The organism is Paenibacillus sp. FSL M7-0656 (genome assembly GCF_038003225.1).
Classification (GTDB): domain Bacteria; phylum Bacillota; class Bacilli; order Paenibacillales; family Paenibacillaceae; genus Paenibacillus; species Paenibacillus amylolyticus.
The window spans coordinates 1,789,170-1,809,341 of the sequence record NZ_JBBOOT010000001.1 but is presented as its reverse complement, the minus strand read 5'-3'; the positions used below and the strand labels follow the sequence as shown (position 1 = coordinate 1,809,341).

At 48.5% G+C, this 20,172-nt stretch carries 15 protein-coding genes; 9 read left to right on the top strand and 6 right to left on the bottom strand.

The window, feature by feature from the left end; translation table 11 throughout:
• Positions 1-32 precede the first annotated feature (32 nt).
• On the top strand, positions 33-659 hold the full coding sequence (locus MHI01_RS07790) for a GDSL-type esterase/lipase family protein (protein ID WP_017689264.1): 627 nt from the start codon (positions 33-35) through the stop codon (positions 657-659).
• A gap of 92 nt (positions 660-751) precedes the next feature.
• Positions 752-1,813 (top strand): phosphotransferase enzyme family protein, encoded by a 1,062-nt coding sequence (locus MHI01_RS07785; protein WP_340982868.1) that lies wholly within the window; start codon positions 752-754, stop codon positions 1,811-1,813.
• A gap of 113 nt (positions 1,814-1,926) precedes the next feature.
• Here MHI01_RS07785 and MHI01_RS07780 read toward each other — a convergent pair whose 3' ends face one another.
• From MHI01_RS07780 to MHI01_RS07770, 3 genes are all read right to left on the bottom strand, one after another.
• Positions 1,927-2,604 (bottom strand): tetratricopeptide repeat protein, encoded by a 678-nt coding sequence (locus tag MHI01_RS07780; RefSeq protein WP_076326845.1) that lies wholly within the window; start codon positions 2,602-2,604, stop codon positions 1,927-1,929.
• 14 nt (positions 2,605-2,618) lie between these two features.
• Positions 2,619-4,607, bottom strand: a complete 1,989-nt coding sequence (locus tag MHI01_RS07775) for a translation factor GTPase family protein (protein WP_339286416.1) — start codon at positions 4,605-4,607, stop codon at positions 2,619-2,621.
• 142 nt (positions 4,608-4,749) lie between these two features.
• The gene (locus MHI01_RS07770) at positions 4,750-5,676 is read right to left on the bottom strand and encodes an AraC family transcriptional regulator (RefSeq protein WP_282321953.1); all 927 of its coding nucleotides are present in this window, start codon (positions 5,674-5,676) and stop codon (positions 4,750-4,752) included.
• 141 nt (positions 5,677-5,817) lie between these two features.
• Between MHI01_RS07770 and MHI01_RS07765 the strand changes: the two genes are divergently transcribed.
• Positions 5,818-7,335, top strand: a complete 1,518-nt coding sequence (locus MHI01_RS07765; RefSeq protein WP_340982867.1) for a tagaturonate reductase — start codon at positions 5,818-5,820, stop codon at positions 7,333-7,335.
• On the top strand, positions 7,332-8,846 hold the full coding sequence (locus MHI01_RS07760; RefSeq protein ID WP_340982866.1) for a UxaA family hydrolase: 1,515 nt from the start codon (positions 7,332-7,334) through the stop codon (positions 8,844-8,846). Before MHI01_RS07765 ends, MHI01_RS07760 begins: the two co-directional genes overlap by 4 nt.
• 101 nt (positions 8,847-8,947) lie before the next feature.
• On the opposite strand, the gene MHI01_RS07755 is transcribed toward MHI01_RS07760, so the two are convergent.
• The 3 genes from MHI01_RS07755 to MHI01_RS07745 all read right to left on the bottom strand — a co-directional run bounded on the left by MHI01_RS07755 (position 8,948) and on the right by MHI01_RS07745 (position 13,091).
• Positions 8,948-9,667 (bottom strand): AlkZ-related protein, encoded by a 720-nt coding sequence (locus MHI01_RS07755; protein WP_340982865.1) that lies wholly within the window; start codon positions 9,665-9,667, stop codon positions 8,948-8,950.
• Position 9,668: 1 nt separating this feature from the next.
• Positions 9,669-10,625 (bottom strand): helix-turn-helix transcriptional regulator, encoded by a 957-nt coding sequence (locus MHI01_RS07750; RefSeq protein ID WP_340982864.1) that lies wholly within the window; start codon positions 10,623-10,625, stop codon positions 9,669-9,671.
• 438 nt (positions 10,626-11,063) lie between these two features.
• Positions 11,064-13,091, bottom strand: a complete 2,028-nt coding sequence (locus tag MHI01_RS07745) for a beta-galactosidase (RefSeq protein ID WP_340982863.1) — start codon at positions 13,089-13,091, stop codon at positions 11,064-11,066.
• A 128-nt stretch (positions 13,092-13,219) separates the two neighbouring features.
• Between MHI01_RS07745 and MHI01_RS07740 the strand changes: the two genes are divergently transcribed.
• The 5 genes from MHI01_RS07740 (at position 13,220) to MHI01_RS07720 (ending at position 20,111) form a co-directional block, all read left to right on the top strand.
• Positions 13,220-14,053, top strand: coding sequence for an AraC family transcriptional regulator (locus tag MHI01_RS07740; RefSeq protein ID WP_340982862.1), 834 nt, complete (start codon positions 13,220-13,222; stop codon positions 14,051-14,053).
• Between the two features lie 143 nt (positions 14,054-14,196).
• Positions 14,197-14,985: an alpha/beta hydrolase gene (locus MHI01_RS07735; RefSeq protein ID WP_340982861.1), complete on the top strand. Its 789-nt coding sequence runs from the start codon at positions 14,197-14,199 to the stop codon at positions 14,983-14,985.
• 81 nt (positions 14,986-15,066) lie between these two features.
• Positions 15,067-15,732 (top strand): SGNH/GDSL hydrolase family protein, encoded by a 666-nt coding sequence (locus tag MHI01_RS07730; protein WP_340982860.1) that lies wholly within the window; start codon positions 15,067-15,069, stop codon positions 15,730-15,732.
• Between the two features lie 12 nt (positions 15,733-15,744).
• Positions 15,745-16,626: an SMP-30/gluconolactonase/LRE family protein gene (locus MHI01_RS07725; protein WP_340982859.1), complete on the top strand. Its 882-nt coding sequence runs from the start codon at positions 15,745-15,747 to the stop codon at positions 16,624-16,626.
• A 404-nt stretch (positions 16,627-17,030) separates the two neighbouring features.
• Positions 17,031-20,111 carry a X2-like carbohydrate binding domain-containing protein gene (locus tag MHI01_RS07720; protein ID WP_445744898.1) on the top strand — a complete coding sequence of 1,027 codons (3,081 nt, stop codon included), beginning with the start codon at positions 17,031-17,033 and terminating at the stop codon, positions 20,109-20,111.
• The last annotated feature ends 61 nt before the right edge of the window (positions 20,112-20,172 follow it).

Here is a 20,172-nt window from a genome sequence, read left to right as displayed (position 1 = left end):
TCAGAGAAATCACAGCAGAGAGGGGCGACGGGATGGTATATCGATATGTGGCTATAGGAGATTCATTAACGGTAGGTACAGGAGCGTTGCTGGGCACCGGCTTTGTTCCTTTATATCGGCGAATGGCAGAAATGAATGTTCGTACGTTTGTATCCATGGAAAATATGGGCGTGAATGGACTGACGTCGGGGGAAATGTTGCAGATGATCTCTTCGCATCCCCGAGTGCGGCAATCGCTCCGTGAAGCGGATATCATTACCATATCCATTGGCGGGAATGATCTGATTCGTACGTTTAAAGCAAGTAATGGCATTCCAAATGCCAGCAAAATGACACAGGTGCTCGGAGAAACCCGCAGTAATGTATCTCAGATCATGCGGCACATTCGGCAGTTAAAGGGCAACCATGAGTATATGGTCCGATCCATCGGATTGTACAACCCATATCCACAAGCGACGGAAGCTGCATACTGGGTGCGCCAATATAATTCGTTTTTGAATGGAGCCGGATCAGGCAACTATGCGTGTGCTCAGGTCTATGACAGGTTCGAAGGTCGTGAACGTGAACTGTTGTTCTGGGATAGAGTACATCCTAATGCAAGAGGGTATCGTGTCATTGCGGAGCAGCTTAATCGGACGGGATATTACCCGTTCTCTTGATCACTTTGGAACAGAACTAGACCAAGCGATGGACTTCCTTTAAGATAAATAAAAGACAGTTCCATTTTGTGAGATAAAGGGGTTAATTTTTGGTGCAAAACATCGATTCCGGTTCCCTCCATCCTTCAGAGCAGCAGCGTATATCCGAAGTGTTGGCCTTATATGGTTTCACATCGGACTGGAAAGGCGAGCGTGGAAAGGGTGGGATGAATAATTCTACTTACATGCTCCATGTAGACGGGACTAATTACGTCATGAGACAATATGAAACACATAATGATCCGATGAAAATCACCTTTGAACACGAGGTGCTGGCAGCCCTTCAACGTTCGAACTTTAAGCTTGATACACCTTCACCTGTAAGGCGGTTATCTGGTGAGGGAGGTACATTCCTTCCTGTAAAAGATACCCTCACTGGTCATACCAAAATAGTGACTCTGTTTCATTATAGGGAAGGCGTCAATCCCATCTGGCACACACCAGATCATTTGATAGGGCTCGGTAAAGCGGCGGGGGCCCTGTCTTCTGTTATGGCTACGCTGGATATACCACTTGAACCTGTGTATCCACCATACTATCGAATTCAGGATGCGTATCCGCTCTGTTCACCAGAACGATTATTACAGCTATGCACATCGCCGCCGGAGCAATTGGCCGCATGTGCAAATGAGTTGAAGCAACTGAGAGAGGCGCTGCCAGATCTGTTTGAAGCCCTGCGGGGTATGGAATATCTGCCGCATCAATTGGTTCATGGGGACGTGAATGCCTCGAATGTATTGGTAGATCAGCAGGATGGTGAAATCTGTGCCATTTTGGATTTTGAATTTGCGACATGGGATTTGCGGGTAATGGAGCTGGCTGTTCCGATGTCTGACCTCCTTACCATGGACAAGAGTGAAGATTGGATGTGGCAGGCACAGGAGGGACTGATCAGGGGATTTCGGGAACAGGTCAGCCTGAAACCGGAAGAGTTGCTGGCTATACCTCGATTGATTTTACTGCGTAGTCTGGATGTGGTCATGCATTTCATCAGTCGGATGTTCGAGGGTACAGATGAGCCGGAAGTGGCTGTGGAGCAGATTGTGAAGCTCAAACAGCGGATCGACTGGATGCGTCTTCATGAAGAACGACTGCGTGAGATATTGGTGTATTAATATCGTTATTAAGAATAAAGTGCACTGGTACTGCTCATACGAGGGCAGAGATCAGTGCACTTTTATTGGTTAGAAAAGTGATATATGAAGATTACAGCGTATAGCGAATGACATTACAATCCACGTTTGCGGAACCAACTGCGGACAGCCCAGCGGCGCTCCTGACGTTTTTTGTATTTGGGCAACGAACGATAAACGTTTAACGATTGCTCGTAAGCCTGCTTCGCGTCTGAATTGCGTCCGAGGGAACGGTGAACCGAGCCGAGCAGATAATAAGCTTCACTGGAAGAGGAATGAATCTCCTGAAACTGATGCACATAATCCAGCGCTTTGTCCTCATGCGTATCTTTGAAAGCTCCAGCAAGGGTTAGGTACGGGCGTCCGTACTTGACTCTGGGGTTGATCTCGAGGGCTTGCAAAATATGACGTTCGCCTTTTTCGATGTTACCCAGATGAAGCTCAGTCGTCCCTAATGCCTCCCAGTACTCAGCCGATTGCTCGTATGGGCGTTCCAGTTCAAGCAATAACGCATGTGCCTCGCTGTAACGCTTGCGCTCAATTAACAGGCGAGCCAGTTCCAGCTTGGAGGAAACTTCATTGGGACTCATGGCAAGCTGTTGCCGAAGCCGGGAGATGTTACGCATACGTTTGAGAGGTTTCGTGAAGCTTGGGAACACCCCAACGTAACGACGATCCAGGAAATACAGTATAACGAGTAAAATGAGGATGGCAATGAACGGATTACCTACAATCCGCCATAGAAGGCCAAAGATAAGAAATTTAATAAGCACAGATTCAACTCCATTTATGATGTAATCGCGTTTCGTACACTTAAAATATATTTCGACTGATCCAGCGGGTTAACTCCTCTGCGTTTGCAAGTATGATTCACATCCGCAGAACAATCTTGGTATCCGGCAAACGAAGTCGTAAGCACTCCGCGGCCGCTTGTCTCGGAACGCAGTTTCACCGGATAATCCATTGAGGTGGCAAGAGGCATAACTCCTTCAATAATACAACGTCCGCTACCAATGACGGGGGCTTCGAAGGTTGCCCGCATATGTACCAGATCACTAAGGGCCTTACCGCCGTATTCCTCCGGGACCGTCAGCCGGAACTGAAGAAGGGGTTCCAGCAACGTGGTACCTGTTCTCGCCAATCCATCCATGATTCCCATAGGCGTGGCTACAACAAAATCCAGCGGATGTGTATGCCAGACATGATGTTCCCCTTCCACCAGCGTGATGCGCAGATCGGTTACTTCCCAACCGAGCATACCTTGAGACAAGGCTTCCGGAATTCGTCGTTCAACTTCATTCTGATAACGTAACAGCAGATCTTCTGTCCTTACGGTTGAGGCATAGATCAGACCGCTTCCGCGAGGCAAAGGTTCAATCTTGAAGCGAAGGATGGCCCAGCAGGGCTTAGGCATCGTATAAGCGATGTAACCTTCTCCGGCTGTACGTGGTGTCTCCTTATAGATGACGGATGGCGGATCAAACACGACATCCAATCCGAAACGACTCAGCAACAGGCTGGATAAAATCTCAAGCTGAATGGTTCCCATGACCTTGAGATGCAGTTCTCGTTCCTCCGGCAACCATTGCAGGTCGAGTAAGGGGTCTTCATCCGTCAACTCTTGCAATGCTGCGACAAGATCGGGGTAACGTGCCGGGTCCTTGCCATGTACTTGTACGGTCAGCAAAGGCACAGCCATCTGTGGCAGAGGAGGTACACCTTCAGGATTGCCGATAATGTCACCCACATGTGTGTCACTCAGTCCATACAGCGCAGCAATCTGCCCCGCGTGAACGGCACCGGTATCCGCCCATTTCCGTCCATCCATACGGCGAATCTGCGTCACTTTCTCTTCAAGCTCCCGCGTCGAATTATGGATGGTATCCCGATTGTGTAAGCTGCCACCATACATACGGACGTATGCCGTGCGGCCCATCGTACGGTCACGTTCAATTTTGAACACAACGCCGGATACGGGAGAGTCCACTGGTTGTGCAGGTGGAGGCAGAAATGCAAGGACCGTGTCCAGCAATGCCGTGACGCCAATTCCTTTGCCGGAAGCCCCATAACACACAGGGAACATCTCACCCTGATGCACATACCGCAGGAATGCTTCATTCAGATCCCTTTGTGATAACGGAGTCTCCTGGATGTAGGCTTCCATGACCTTTTCGTCCAGCTCGGCAAGTATCTCGACCAGACCTGGAATGGAAGGTGTGCCATCTGACAGAGAATCTTGATTCGGGTTCCATAGCGAGTCGATGCCATGAAATGAATCTTCGTGGAACTGATACGTTTGGATTTCGCATGCGAAAGGGGACAGGGTGGAACAAATCTGCTCCATTACCGCTGGGGCAGACGCACCAATCCGATCCATTTTATTAATATAAATGATGGTTGGGATGCGAAGTGAACGAAGGGCATGCCAGATGGCTTCACTCTGGGACTGAATGCCTTCTACTGCCGACAGAATGAGAATAGCTCCATCCATTACCCGTAGCGTTCGCTCTACTTCGGAGCTAAAATCAATGTGACCAGGCGTATCAATGAGGTCAATGATGGTGTTCTTCCAGATCAGAGAGGTCATGGCTGCCTGAACGGATATGCCACGTTCTTTCTCAATGTCCAGGGAGTCTGTGGCTGTTGTTCCGTCATCTACACGTCCCGGACTGCGGACGACACCACTCTCAAATAACATATGCTCGGTGGTGGTTGTTTTCCCCGCATCCACATGGGCGAAGATACCAATATTCCTGCGATTCAATTCGTTTAACATGGAATGCTAAGCTCCTCTGACAACGGAATGCAATGTTTCCGACAAGTAATAATCCAGATTATCATACCACATCTTCCATATGGAAGAATATGTGGATATATATGATTAGGCCCAGGCACCTATGTTCCAGTCTGGTTCTATTTTAACGAGAACTGTTCATGGTTCTGCGGTATGCTGCGGGTGTTGTACCGGTTAATTTTTTGAATTGACGGTAAAAGTGGGGCAGGCTGTCGAACCCGCAAGCATCGGCAACGGCTGCCATCGTCTCATCACCTTGCACCAGATGCTCTTTCGCCATAATGACCCTTCGTGCTAATGCGTAATCCGTTAGAGTCATTCCCGTGTATCGTTTGAAGGCACGACTGAAATGGGCAGGGGATACAGAGGCGTGCTGCGCCAGTTCAGGGAGGGACAGGCCATTCCGAAGGTTATCGTCAATATGAGAGATCGTAGAAGAGAGCCATGAGGGACCCGGAGCGGATTTACCCGGATTTGCAGGTCCAGCAGCTTCCAGACGTTCCAGAAAAATGAGCAACAGTTGCAGCCTTAACAGGGCCGCATGTGCGCTTAGATGATGACCGAGCTGGAATTCGGTCTGAATATCATCAATGAGGGCGGCCACCTGTAATTGCTCCTCTGTGTTCAAATGCCTCTTATACACGCGTTGTTTACGACAACGTTCAAACAGGCTTAGCAAGGAAGAAGCAGCGCCTCCGGCGGTCGATGCCAGTAAGCCCGGGCTGAAGAACAATGCGGAAGATGTGACAGGATTGCCTGCATCCGGCAAGGCTCGATGAACCGTGCTGCCCGGTATAATGAACAGATCTCCTTCCTGCATATTCTCAAGTCCCGTATCAATAAAGATGCTTCCCTGCCCCCGATATACATAGATAATTTCATGCCAGTCGTGAAGGTGATCTGGCAATTCGTTCTGAGGGGATTTGGTATCGCTGTACACCAGGCGGAACGGAATACCGGATTCTGCTTGAATAGTCGTACGAACAGGTGAACGTTCCATAAAGACTCCTTTCCAGACGATCGTCTTCAACGAGATGTTATACCTGGTCATGAGAGAGTATATTTACCGCAATATAAGCAATTTAATTTCCTTTTATTGATGATACAATGAATTTAAAGCGTTTACAATAAAAGGGTGCAGAGCCTTTGAGCTGCATTCCCACAGTACAAATAATCGATGAGGTGAGTGTCCATGTCGGCAAGCACGAAACGGCCAAGGTTGAAGCTGAATTTACTGGGGAGCGATGGTCAGCGCAAGTGCAAGGAGATTATGGAGCGTCCCGTGAAGGTTTTGCAGATTGGAGAAGGTAATTTCTTGCGGGGATTTGCAGACTGGATGCTTCATGAGAGTGCCAGACAAGGCAAATTCCATGGAAGTGTAGCTGTTACCCAACCACGACCGGGAGGCAAAGCCAAGCTGGAGCAGATTCGTGATCAGGATGGATTATATACGATGATTACACGAGGGCTGTCTCAAGGGAAGCCGGTTGAGCAGACAGAGTTGATCTCCATTTTCTCACAGTGTATCAATCCGTATGAGGAATGGGATGCCTTTCTGAACTTGGCGGAACTGCCTTCACTTGAGTTCGTTATTTCCAATACAACCGAATCAGGATTGAAATATACGTATGCGGACTATATCGAGGGTGAACCCGTCCAATCATTTCCGGGGAAATTAACGGTTTTCCTGCATCAGCGATATTTGAAATTTGATGGTGATCCATCCAGAGGTTTGATTCATCTGCCATGCGAGCTGCTTGAAGGCAATGGTGATGTGCTGCGCAGTTGTGTCCTCCGTCATAGTAAGGATTATGGGTATTCGGATGGCTTCCGTTCATGGATCGAGAACCATAATCACTTCCTGAACAATCTGGTAGATCGAATCGTAACAGGTGCGCCGACCCAGGAGGAAGCCGATTCCCTGACGAATCGCTGGGGGTATGAGGACCAGTTGATTAATACGGCAGAGCCATATCATTTTTGGGCCATTCAGGGTGATGAATCATTGGACAAAAAACTTCCTCTCAAGCAGGCAGGTCTCAATGTACATTGGGTGAAAGATCTGAAGCCTTTTCAGGTACGCAAAGTTCGTATTTTGAATGGGGCGCATACCTTAATGTCATCTCTAGGCATTCTGCAAGGCAAGCAACATGTGAGAGAAACGATGGAAGATCCACATTTTGGCACATGGATCAGGGAAGCTGTGCATCAGGAGATCGTACCTGCTCTGGATATGCCCGATCATCAGCTGGACCAGTATGCAGAAGAAGTGTTCGAACGGTTCCTTAACCCATATATTGATCACAAATTGCAAGATATTGCTTTGAATACGATCGGAAAATTCAAGGTGCGTGTGCTGCCAACACTTTTGTCTTACGAGCAAAATCAGGGAAGTTGGCCAGAACGTTTAATTCAAGGGTTTGCTGGATTATTGTGTCTCTATCGTCCGGTAAATACGCCAGAAGGTTACAAGGCACAACGACTGAATGGAGAGGACATTTTGCTGCGGGATGACCCGGATGTCCTGGCTACTTTGGCTGCACACTGGGACGGTTATGACACGCTTAACAGGGATCAGAACCAACTGGATAACCGGGTAGCGGCTGTGTTGTCAGATACCCTGATCTGGGGCGAAAATCTGGATGCAAGAGAAGGGCTGCGTGCAGCACTTGTTCGTGAAATCGGATTGTTGGAAGGTGAAGGGAAATGAACACAACAAGTACAATCAATGACTGGATTGCCATTCAACCACAGGATGATGTCATTATAGCGCTTCGGGATTATGCGAAAGGAGAATGCATTACCCTGCCAGACGGTGTTTCTTTTACCTTGCTGGATGACGTGCCCAAAGGGCATAAGATTGCTGTGCATACCCTGGCACCGGGTGATGATGTGATGAAGTATGGTTTCTCCATCGGGATTGCCCAAGAGCAGATTGAGCAGGGAAGCTGGATTCATAGTCACAACCTGAAGACGGGTCTGCACGGATTGCTTGAATATGAGTATCAGCCGGGCGCGCAGGTTCAGACGGACATGCCTCCGGAACATCTGAGCTCATTTGATGGATATTTGCGCCCCAATGGTGACGCAGGTATTCGTAATGAGATCTGGATTGTGAATACGGTTGGATGTATCAATAAAGTGTGTGAAGCTTTGGCACGTATGGGGCAGTCCCAGTTTGGAAGCCGGGTCGATGGTGTATTTCACTTTCCGCATCCATTCGGGTGTTCACAGCTTGGTGATGATCTGAAGTATACACAACAGTTGCTGGCCTCCTTGGTGGAGCATCCGAATGCAGGAGGCGTGCTCGTCATCGGTCTGGGCTGTGAGAACAATCAGGTCGATGAATTCCGTGAGTGTATTGCTCCGGAATACCGCGGTAAAGTACGGTTTCTCAAAGCACAGGAAACGGATGACGAGCTTGAGGAAGGGCTTCGACTGATGGAAGAACTTGTGGAGATCGTTGAACATGAACAACGGCAGCCGCTTCCGCTCAGTAAACTCAAAATTGGGTTGAAGTGTGGCGGTTCCGATGGTTTATCCGGCATTACAGCCAATCCACTGGTCGGTGCAGTTGCTGATATGCTGGTTGCTGCCGGGGGTACGGCTATTCTGACGGAAGTTCCGGAGATGTTTGGTGCGGAGACGATCTTAATGAACCGGGCTGCCAATGAGCAGGTGTTTCACGATTTGGTGGACCTCGTGAACGGCTTCAAGCAATATTTTGTGAACCATGGACAGAACATCTATGAGAATCCTTCACCTGGGAATAAGGCTGGTGGCATCACAACGCTAGAGGAAAAGTCACTTGGATGTACGCAAAAGGGAGGACGTTCTTCCGTAGTCGACGTTCTACGTTATGGCAAACGTGTAACTCAAACCGGTCTGAACATTGTAGAAGCACCGGGTAATGACCTGGTATCTGTAACGGCACTGTCTGCGGCGGGTGCACATATTGTGCTCTTCACAACAGGGCGGGGGACTCCCTTCGGAGGTCCGGTACCTACCGTCAAGATTGCGACCCAATCCGATCTGGCGAATCGCAAAAAACACTGGATTGACTTCAACGCAGGCCAGCTGTTGGAGGGGCAGACGATGGATGAGGTGAAAGTGCAGCTGTTCAGCCAGCTGATTGACATTGCTTCAGGACGGTCACACACACTCAGTGAGCAGCATGGATTCCGGGAGATTGCCATATTCAAGGATGGCGTAATTCTCTAAATCCATTGTCGATGGGGGCTGTTGATCGTCTGGGTTACATTATATGGTGAACCACAGCCAATTCCGGTTGAAATTTGCACTACAACCGGGATTGGCTTTATTTAGATTCCACGGATGCCAAGCGCTTTGGAGATGCTTGATAATGCGGCTGGTGAAGCATGTTGTTGCAGTTGAGTAACCAGCAGTTCACGCGCCTCTGCAACGCTACCTTCAAACGGCTTAATGCCGTGACGTTCCATCCAGTGACCAGCAGTCTCGTATGCGGAGCTGTTCCAGGCGACTTTGCCTTCTGCGAGCCCTTCTTTTTCTTTGGTGCCACTGATCACAATGGCTGCACAGCCCTGAAGGTCCAGAAGTCCACGGTCAAATGTTTTTTTGTCCTCTTTTGCCCCGAAACCGGCTTGTGATCGCAAGGCACGTCCATCGATGCCTTCTTGTTCTGCAACTAACGCATGGAGTTTGAACGCTTCACGGGAGAGTAGACCCGCTTCATACTGTTCCTTGATAGTTCTGGAATCGGCAAGCAGTCGGTGTACCCAAGGGAAGTATTCAGATGAGACAAGAAGCGCTTTCTTTTTGACAAATTTTCCATATGCAGCAATGCCCTCTTCAGCCAGGCGTGAACGCCATAACCAAGGATCGAATTCATCATCCTTGTGCCAATGTTCTTTGGGGGTTAGCGATGACAGAGAAGGATAATCGGCAAATAGTGGTGCCAGAGGCAGCAGCCCTATAGACTGGATACGCTGTACTGCTTCTTCGTACGTTATAACGGCTTCATATGTCATGATATCAGTAGGCTCCTTTTTGTGTGTAGTCAAGCTACGACTTGGTTGAAGCAAGGTATCTCCGGCTCACTTCCTCGGCATGCTGACGAATCTCACTGCGAAGTTGGAGAGGTTCAATCACTTCAGCTTCACGTCCTAATCGGTAAAAGAATCGTACGGCCCAGTCCCATTCCCCTGGTGGACAAAGGAATGATAATTCCCAGAGATCCGGGGCAATTTCAGTCATCTTTTCACCAATATGCTCGTCCTGTTCAGCTTCAATCATTCCCCGATAACTCAGTTGTACCTTAACCAGGATTGGCGGCTGTTCTGGAGGGATCGGCTTACTCTGCTGTTGCTCTGCCTGTTCATTAAGCATCTGTGCATCCTGTGGTTCGATCGCTTTGACTTCGATAATTCGGTCAACCCGGAACAGACGTTGTTCAACATGTTCGAGGGAATATGCTTCACAGTACCAGAAGCCAGAGGAAGCATATACCCGTGTGGGACAGATATGCAACCAACGCTGACGTGATGCGGAGCGATACAGCACACTAAGCCACCCGTGTTCGGGTATACATGCCAGCAGTGCGTCCAGATGAGGAAGAATGTAATTGCGGTCTGGAATATGATGATGCAGTTGTTTGAGCATGGGATCAATTCGCGACATAATATCATCCGGAATGATAGCCTTAACTTTGTTCATCAGGGTCCAGCGTTTCTCATGAAAGGGTGTGTCGGCGTAGCGACTTAGACCTTCAAGAGCGAATAAGAGCGTCGCTGCTTCTACCGGGTCCAGCTGTAATGGGGGTAATACGTAACCCTCCATAAGACTGAAACCGCCTCCCGGACCGGAAATGGCAATAATGGGCACATTCATCTCGGAGAGGGATTGAATATCCCGAAGAATCGTGCGACGGGAAACCTCAAATTTCTCACCTAATGAGTGTGCCGTTTCGTGACCATGCTGTAATGCCATTACAATGGCAGCAAGCCGATTTGTTCTGTTCATGTCAGCCACTCCGTTTCGATCTGCGCCGCCGGAAAGTGATGTCGTAGTTATATTTCTATTGTAACAACGAATAAGTGACATCATGAGTGTCACCAATCTTTCAACTGTTCATTATTTTATAATGGATCAGCATCAGGATTCACAAGCATGTTCCGGCAGGCTTTGTTAAAATGTGTTTCTCGTCCAATTCGCTTTGCATACTGATATTTCCTTCTATCAAAAAGACCACAGATCATGCCAAAAACCCGTATCCGGTGTAGACGGATACGGGAAGTAGCAGCTTTTGGCTTACAGAAGACGATAAAGGTCTGAAATCTATACCAATATCCTCGCTGAAGACAATAACAAGTATAAAAGGAATGAATATGTGACACTTTGTATCGCGGGAATTTCTATCACATTATATTATTCCGAATGATTTCAATTAAGCGAAATCGCTTATTTCATTTCGAGCAATTGCACTCCACGGGCTTCAATCTCAACACTTCCCGAAAGCCCACGATTGGTGAGCAGATCATGTGCCTTAGCTGTTCCCAGATCATAGGATTGTGTGGTTGCGTTATGGTTCATGACAAACAGGTAGGGTTTGCCGTCTTTGGTTCGTGCGCTTACTTCAACACCTTCTGGTGTCTCAAGCAAGGATTCTACGTTCTTGGTTGCTGCAAGCTGTCCCAGCAAACCATCCAGGAAGCGCTCATCCGGGTCGGATGCAACGTACCAGGCTTCACCTTGGCCAAAGGTATTACGTGTCACAACAGGCATGCCTTTATAAAAGTCGTCTCCATACTCCGCGATGACTTCGGCTCCTTCACTGTGCAGCAGGTCACACAGCATGCCGCAGCCATACTCTCCTTGAAGATCACCGTAGGTTTCTTTGAGGACAATGCGGTTCTTTTGCTCAGGCAGCAGGGCATCAATCTCTTCCACCCAGATTCCGAGCAGTTTACGAAGTTCTCCCGGATATCCACCTGTGGTCACGAGATCGTTCTCGTTGACAATGCCACTGAAGAAGGTCGTCAGGAATGTTCCACCTGCTTCAACATACTTCTCCAGTTTGGCGGCAAACCCTGGTTTAACCATGTAAAGAACAGGGGCAAGGACAATGTCGTATTTGCTCATATCCGTATCCACACTGATGATATCTACTTGTATGTTGCGGCGGAAGAAGGCTGCGTAGTATTTATGGATCTGATCCACATAGTTCAGGGCAACCGTAGGTCCGCTTGATTTTTCGATGGCCCACCAGTTATCCCAGTCGAACACAATGGCTACTTTGGATTCAACAGATGCATCCAGCGTGGTATCTCCAAGGATCTGCAATTCCTTGCCCAGCTCAGCGACTTCGCGGAATACACGTGTATTCTCATGCCCAGCATGCTCAATAACTGCACCGTGATACTTCTCACAGGCACCAATGGAGCGGCGAAGCTGGAAGAACATGATGGTATCGGCCCCGTGCGCAACAGATTGATAACTCCACAGACGCATGACACCTGGACGTTTCAGTGAGTTATATGGCTGCCAGTTCTGCTGACTTGGTGTTTGCTCCATCAGCATGAACGGTTGACCATCCTTCAGTCCGCGCATAAGGTCATGAGCCATTGCCGTGAAGCTGACGGGTGTTGCGAGACCAGGATAACTGTCCCAGGAGACGATATCCAAATATTTTGCCCATTTGAAATAGTCCAATTGCTTGAAAAATCCCATCAGATTGGTAGTAACGACGGAGTCCGGAATATGTTGTTTGATCGCATTATATTCCAATAGATAACAATCCAGCATGCTGTCGGAGTTGAAGCGAGAGTAGTCCAGCGAGATTCCCTGGAAGGTTGAATTGTTGTTACCCCAATGTTCGCTCAGGTTGCTCGGTAATACAATCTCGTCCCAATCGTAGAAGGTATGCCCCCAGAAATTCGTGTTCCATGCTTTGTTGACCTGTTCCAGAGTCTGATAGCGTTCTTTCAGATACACGCGGAACGCTTTCTCACAGTTGTCACAGTAGCACTCACCGCCATATTCGTTGGAGATGTGCCATACGAGAACCGCGGGGTGATCCTTGTATCGTTCGGCCAGTTTATCCGCAATCTTCTCAGCGTATTTGCGATAGGTCGGGCTGTTGGGACAGGAATTATGGCGCCCACCGAATTTGCGTTTGCGTCCATCGGCATCTACACGAAGCACGTCTGGATATTTCTTTGCCATCCAGGCCGGATGGGCAGCAGTGCTTGTTGCAAGGCATATATAGATACCGTTTTCATGTAAACGATTAATCAGTTGGTCGAGTTCTTCAAAACGGTATGTAACTTCATCAGGCTGAATCAGTGCCCATGAAAATACGTTGATTGTGGCAATATCAATGCCTGCCAATTGGAACATGCGCAGGTCTTCAAGGTGGGTTTCGTGATCCCACTGTTCCGGGTTGTAATCGCCCCCGTAGAACATTTTGGGCAGTTTGTTACTAATCAATGTGTTCACCTCTTGTATAAGAATAATCCTATACTATATGATACATATGACTTTTAAAATATAATAAAAGTAATGACTCATATAAGAATACGGAAGTTTACTTCAACTTATACCCAAGGAGGCATCCCATGTTTATCTCCCCCCGACATCAACGATATTTCATGACGTCACGTGATCAGCCGTTGCCCCTTTATATTGAGAGCCTAGGTTATAACGGCAATCAGGAGAAGGTGTCCAGACCTGTGGGGTATCCCTGTTACCATTGGCTTCAGACAGTAAAGGGAGCCGGAGAATTCAAGTTTGCCGGGTCCACGGTCGTACTGGGGGAAGCATCAGGTATTTTGCTGCCGCCAAATGAACCGCATGAATATGTGCGCGCCCAAGGAGAGTGGGAGACATTCTATATTACATTTGGCGGTTCCCAGTGTCCGGCAATCTTGGAGTCACTTAGTCTGGGTGAAGCAGCATTGCATCAGTGGGAGCAGAGCAGTTCGTTCAATGATTACGGCCAGGAAGTGCTGGATTCGATCAGAAGTGATCAGGATTTGTCGGGACTCGAGGCGTCAGCGGATATATATCGATTTCTGATTTTGCTCAAAAAACATGGCATGACCGGCAATCGCTCTTCGATCTCTCATGCCGTGGAGAGACTCGCTCCGCTCATTGCATTCATGGAACAGCATTATGCGAATCCTGAGATTGGTCTCGAACATATGGCTGACGTCACGGGGATCTCATCCAGACATCTGAACACCTTGTTCAAGCAGTCCTTTGGCATGACAGCCTACAGTTATTTCATTTTGCTGCGCATTCGCAAAGCCAAGGAAATCATGACAGGGGATACCGCCCTGACGATTAGGGAGACTGCGATTAGGGTAGGGTTTCGAGATGCTAGCCATTTTGTAGCAACTTTTCGCAGGATTGAGGGGGTGACTCCTGAACAGTTCCGTAATTTGTACTAACATGTACCCAAATGATCAAAAAGTGATGCCAGGAAGGTATTGATGCGTTAGGGTCATTACCGTTATGATGGTATCGATTCCTGAGATTCGAAAACGTTTAAACGGACCCATGTATCCGTTCTACTTGGAGAGGATGATTGAAGATGACAACAACTATACCCTTATGGGATCATGCTGCACCTTATGCAGCCCAGGGTCATGAAGACGAGATGCCACATTTGATTCCATTTATTCAGCCCGGTTCCGAGAGCGCTGTCATTGTATGTCCAGGGGGCGGCTATGGATTTTTGGCTGATCATGAAGGTGCTCCAATAGCGGAATTGTTGAAACGTGCAGGTATAAGTGCATTTGTCCTGAATTATCGGGTGGCGCCTCACCAGCATCCTGCACCGATAACAGATGGTCAGCGTGCCATACGTTATGTTCGTGCTCATGCTGAGCAGTATGGCATCAACCCTGCCAAGATTGCAGTACTTGGTTTCTCCGCAGGCGGACATCTCACAGCAACACTGGGAACGCTGTATGACGAGGGACAACCGGATCATGAGGACCTCATCGAACGCCAGAGTTCACGCCCGGACCGAGTTATTCTCTGTTATCCGGTCATTACGATGGAGTCCTATGGACATGCCGGTTCCCGTGAGAATTTGCTTGGGTCGGACGCCTCTGCCGAGCAGATCAAGGCTTTCAGTGCGGAGCAGCAGGTAAGAGCGGATGCTCCTGAAGCGTTCATCTGGCATACCAGCGATGACCAGGCAGTACCTGTAGAGAATAGCTTGCGTTACGCACTTGCATTGGGTGCGCATGGTATCCCCTATGACTTGCACGTTTTTGAGAAAGGGTCACATGGACTTGGATTGGCTGAGGACAACCACGCGGTTCGGGTATGGTCAGATCTGTGTCTCACATGGCTCAAGAATCAAGGCTGGTAATCACTGATTGGATAACAACTTAACGGTCTGATTAATCAATTATTCCTATATTAGCGCCTTGGAGCGAAGGAGAAAATGACGATGAAATTGCAGAAAAATGACAAGCTTCTGTTTATCGGGGATTCAATTACAGATTGTGGTCGGGAACATCCTGTAGGCGAAGGAAGTTCAGGTCTGGGCCATGGTTACGTAGCGCAAGTCTATGCCCTCTTGCGGTCCATCTATCCGGAATTGATGTTGCGTGTCCAGAATGTGGGTAATGGTGGAAATACGATTCGTGATCTGAAACAGCGTTGGGATCGTGATGTGCTTGACCTTAAACCGGACTGGCTGACGATCATGATCGGCATTAATGATGTATGGCGTCAGTTCGACAACCCATTGTCAACAGAATCACATGTGTTTCTTGAAGAATACGAATCCACATTGCGTGAACTGGTGGCTTCGGTTCGTCCCAACCTGAAAGGTCTGGTACTAATGACACCCTATTATCTTGAGGCTAATCCGGAAGACCCGATGCGGGCAACGATGGATATCTACGGAGAAGCGGTACGCAGGGTAGCGAATGAGTATGATGCGGTGTATGTGGATACACAGGCTGCATTTGCTCCATTTTGGGATCATTTCTATACGTCTGTGCTGACTTATGACCGGGTACATCCGGATGCAACGGGCCATATGGTATTGTCCAAAGCATTCTTGGATGCCATCGGATTCGAATGGTCAGGCGGCGTCAAATCTGAATAAGGACGTGAGGGCATGAGCGACGTAACTGTAGCAGTACAAACCCCGGCATTACTGGGGGAAGGTCCAAGCTGGGATGCGGAGAACAATCGATTATTGTGGGTAGATATTGAAAGCTTTAAGGTGCATGTGTATGATCCGGCTACAGGGCAGGACCAGGCTTATGATGTCGGTGAACATGTCGGGGCTGTTGTTCCCTATCGTGGTGACGAAGTTGTGGTTGCTTTACGCAGTGGATTCCATACGTATCACTTGCTTACGGGTGAGCTGCAGGCCATTGAAGACCCTGAACAAGATAAGGATACCAATCGTTTTAATGATGGAAAATGTGATGCGAAGGGCCGCTTCTGGGCAGGCACGATGAGCATGAATAATGAGAGCAAAGCCGGATCGTTGTATTGTTTGGAGCAAGGGCAACCCGTTCGCACAATGGTGCAAGGTGTGTCTACATCCAACGGTCTAGGCTGGAGTCTGGATCGGCAGACCATGTATTACATTGATACCCCGACACGTTCTATTGACCGATTTGATTTTGATTTGACGGCAGGTACGATACAAAATCGGACAAGTGTCATTCACATACCGGAGGAATTCGGTTTTCCGGATGGGATGACGGTTGATGGTGAAGGCATGCTGTGGGTTGCGCACTGGGGCGGAGGAAGAGTCACTCGTTGGAACCCGCATACATCAGAACTGTTGCAACAGATCGAGGTGCCGGCAGATCAGGTAACATCATGCTGTTTTGGTGGACCGGATCTCGAAGAGTTATACATTACAACAGCACGTATAGGGATTAAGGAAGAACGTCTGAAAGAGACACCGGATGCGGGCTCACTTTTTGTCATCAGACCGGGCGTTAAAGGGCAGGAGACTCACGCTTATGGTAGCCAGCAATAAACAGGTGCCAATTATGTTGTGAACCTTAGTGAACCTCTGCCTGGTTTGCCAGGAAAGAAACGATTCCATTTTTTTACTCTTATATAAAATGTCGAAAGGTGCTGTTCTAACAGCATCTTTTTTTGTTGTATAAACCAGTTTGAACACTGAAAATATTTTACAAAAATCGGAATTTCGACAGAGGGGTTTGGAGATTGCCAGCGAATGTTATTTATTGAAAGTATTATCCAGATAACCGCGAATCAAGAACAATTATGTAAGCGCTTAACAATATGACTGGAAGGGGGTGAGGCTTCTTGTATCAAGGGATGCATTGATTCGTCTGGCACGCCATCATCAGCACGATGAGACAGCGGGGATAGACCGAAATGCAGTAACGAAGTAGAAGAGGAGGATAAGTTGATATGAGAACGTTTATGGGGAAATTGCGATTGATGAGCCTGACGGTTGCTGTAGTAACCGCCTCGCTGGGAGGACTTGCTGGAACAACAGCGGCGGCACCAAGTGAAGCCTATGAGTGGAAAAATGTGGTGACGGGTGCAGGAGGCGGGTTTGTACCGGGCATTATTTTCAACGAGTCGGAAAAGGATCTGATCTATGCCCGTACAGATATCGGGGGAGCCTATCGCTGGAATGCGGCAGACGAGAGGTGGATACCCTTAACGGATTTTGTCGGCTGGGATGACTGGAACAAGAATGGTGTGGACGCACTGGCTACGGACCCGGTTGATCCCGATCGGGTGTATATGGCAGTTGGGACGTATACGAATTCGTGGGACCAAAATAATGGCTCCATCTTGCGCTCTACGGACCGGGGAGATACATGGCAAACCACAACACTTCCGTTCAAAGTGGGCGGCAACATGCCGGGACGTTCAATGGGAGAACGCCTGACCGTGGACCCAAATGATAACAGTATTCTGTATTTCGGTGCACGAAGTGGTCATGGGCTATGGAAAAGTACCGATTACGGTGTGACCTGGAACGAAGTCACAAGCTTCCCGAATCCGGGAAATTATGTGCAAGACCCTTCGAATGAATATACCAGTGACATCGTAGGTCTGGCATGGATTACATTTGACAAAACAACAGGTTCGGCAGGGCAAGCAACCCAGACAATCTATGTGGGTGTTGCAGATAAAGCTCAAAGCGTATATCGCAGCACAAATGGCGGCCTGACCTGGTCAGCTGTTGCTGGTCAACCTACAGGTTATATTCCGCATCATGGTGTGTTTGATTCAGACGGAAGCCTCTATATTACGTACAGCGATGGTGTTGGACCCTATGATGGGGCAAAAGGTGACGTGTGGAAACTGAATACGTCGACAGGTGTCTGGACCAACATCAGCCCTGTTCCAAGCAGCAGCACGGATAATTATTTTGGATATGGCGGATTGGCTGTTGATGCACAGAATCCCGGTACATTGATGGTTGCGACATTAAATTCCTGGTGGCCGGATGCCACCTTGTTCCGCAGTACAGATGGCGGAGCGACGTGGACACGCATATGGGAATTTGAAGGATATCCGAATCGGAAGTTACGTTATACACAGGATATTTCGGCAGCACCATGGCTCACATTTGGCACCAATCCTGCCCCACCCGAAACAACCCCAAAACTGGGCTGGATGATCGGTGATCTGGAGATTGATCCGTTTGATTCCGATCGCATGATGTATGGAACAGGTGCTACGATCTATGGAACGAAGAACCTGACAGACTGGGATGATGATGAAAAAATCAATATTTCAGTGATGGCGAAGGGGGTTGAGGAGATTGCCGTACTGGATCTGGTCAGCCCGCCAAGTGGTGCACATTTGATAAGCGGATTGGGAGATGTCTCCGGATTCCGTCATAACAATCTGGACCAGGCTCCAGCTACCATCTTTACGAGCCCGAACTATCCTTCCACAGAAAGTCTGGATTTTGCAGAGTTAAGTCCAAATACGATGGTTCGCGTAGGTAAAGCAGATTATGCTGCTGATCCCAATGCAAAATCCATTGGTTTGTCCAGTGACGGAGGTACTACGTGGTATAAGGCCAATGCAGAACCTGCCGGCACAACCGGAGGAGGGACCGTAGCCATCTCTGCGAATGGTAACCGACTCGTATGGAGCACATCAGATAAAGGCGTACAGTATTCGACTGGCGGCAATTCCTGGACGGCAAGTACGGGGATACCTGCACAGGCAAAAGTGATTTCGGATCGTGTCAATCCAAACAAATTTTATGGATTTGCAGCGGGTAAAATCTATGTGAGTGTGAATGGTGGTGCTACTTTCACGGCATCATCTGCGACCGGACTTCCAATGGAAGGAAATGCCGATCTGGATGCCGTTCCAGGTGTTGAAGGCGAACTCTGGTTTGCAGGTGGTAGTGAGGAAGAAGGTCCTTACGGATTATGGCATTCCACGGATTCAGGAGCGACATTCACAAAGCTTGCCAATGTAGAGGAAGCAGACAGTATCGGATTTGGTAAAGCCGCCCCGGGGCAGAGCGTTGTTGCGTTATACACGGTTGCGCAGATCGATGGAACACGTGGATTCTTCCGCTCCGATGACGGTGGTGCCAATTGGGTTCGTATCAATGATGATCAGCATCAGTATGCTCGTGTAACCACAATTACGGGTGATCCGCGTCTGTATGGAAGAGTATATCTCGGAACAAATGGCCGCGGAATTTTGTATGCTGACCGTGTTGGAGGTAACAATGGCGGAGGAGACGGCGGGGGTACACCAGTGACCAACTCTGCGATTACACCGGTTACAGCCGAATTTGATCGCAAAGCAGGGAATCAGGTTAATATTCCAGTCACGTTAACACTTAACGGGAATACACTAGCATCCATTCGCAACGGGAATGCAACGCTGGTTTCAGGTACAGATTACACGTTGACAGGCAATGAGGTCGTATTAAGTAAAAACTACCTGGCTTCACTGCCAAATGGCGCAGCGACGCTAACCTTTCAATTCAGCGCAGGCGCTCCTGCGACCTTGAATCTGCTCATTAAAGACACGACAGCTGCACCTGTTGGAACCATACGCATTGAGATGTTTAACAGTAACACTTCAGCGACGGGCAGCTCGATTAGTCCCAAATTCAAACTGACAAACACAGATACTACAGCCTTGAATCTGTCTGATGTGAAAATCAGATACTATTACACGATAAACGGTGAACAGCCTCAGAACTTCTTCGCTGACTGGGCGACTGCTGGCAGTGCGAATGTAACAGGCACGTTCAGTGCACTCAATCCGGTTCGGACAGGTGCTGACCACGTGCTTGAGATTGGATTCACAGCTTCCGCTGGAACTCTGAATGCAGGACAAAGCACAGAAATCCATACGCGCATCTCCAAGAACAATTGGACCAACTATACGCAAACGGATGATTATTCTTTTGCAGGTAGTCAGACTTCCTATACGGACTGGTCCAAAGTCACTGGTTATATCGCGGGAAATCTCCAATGGGGAATTGAACCATAAGTGAGTGATTTAACGAAATAAAGGATTGAAATAAGGGTCCTGATTCGCCAGATGATCAAAT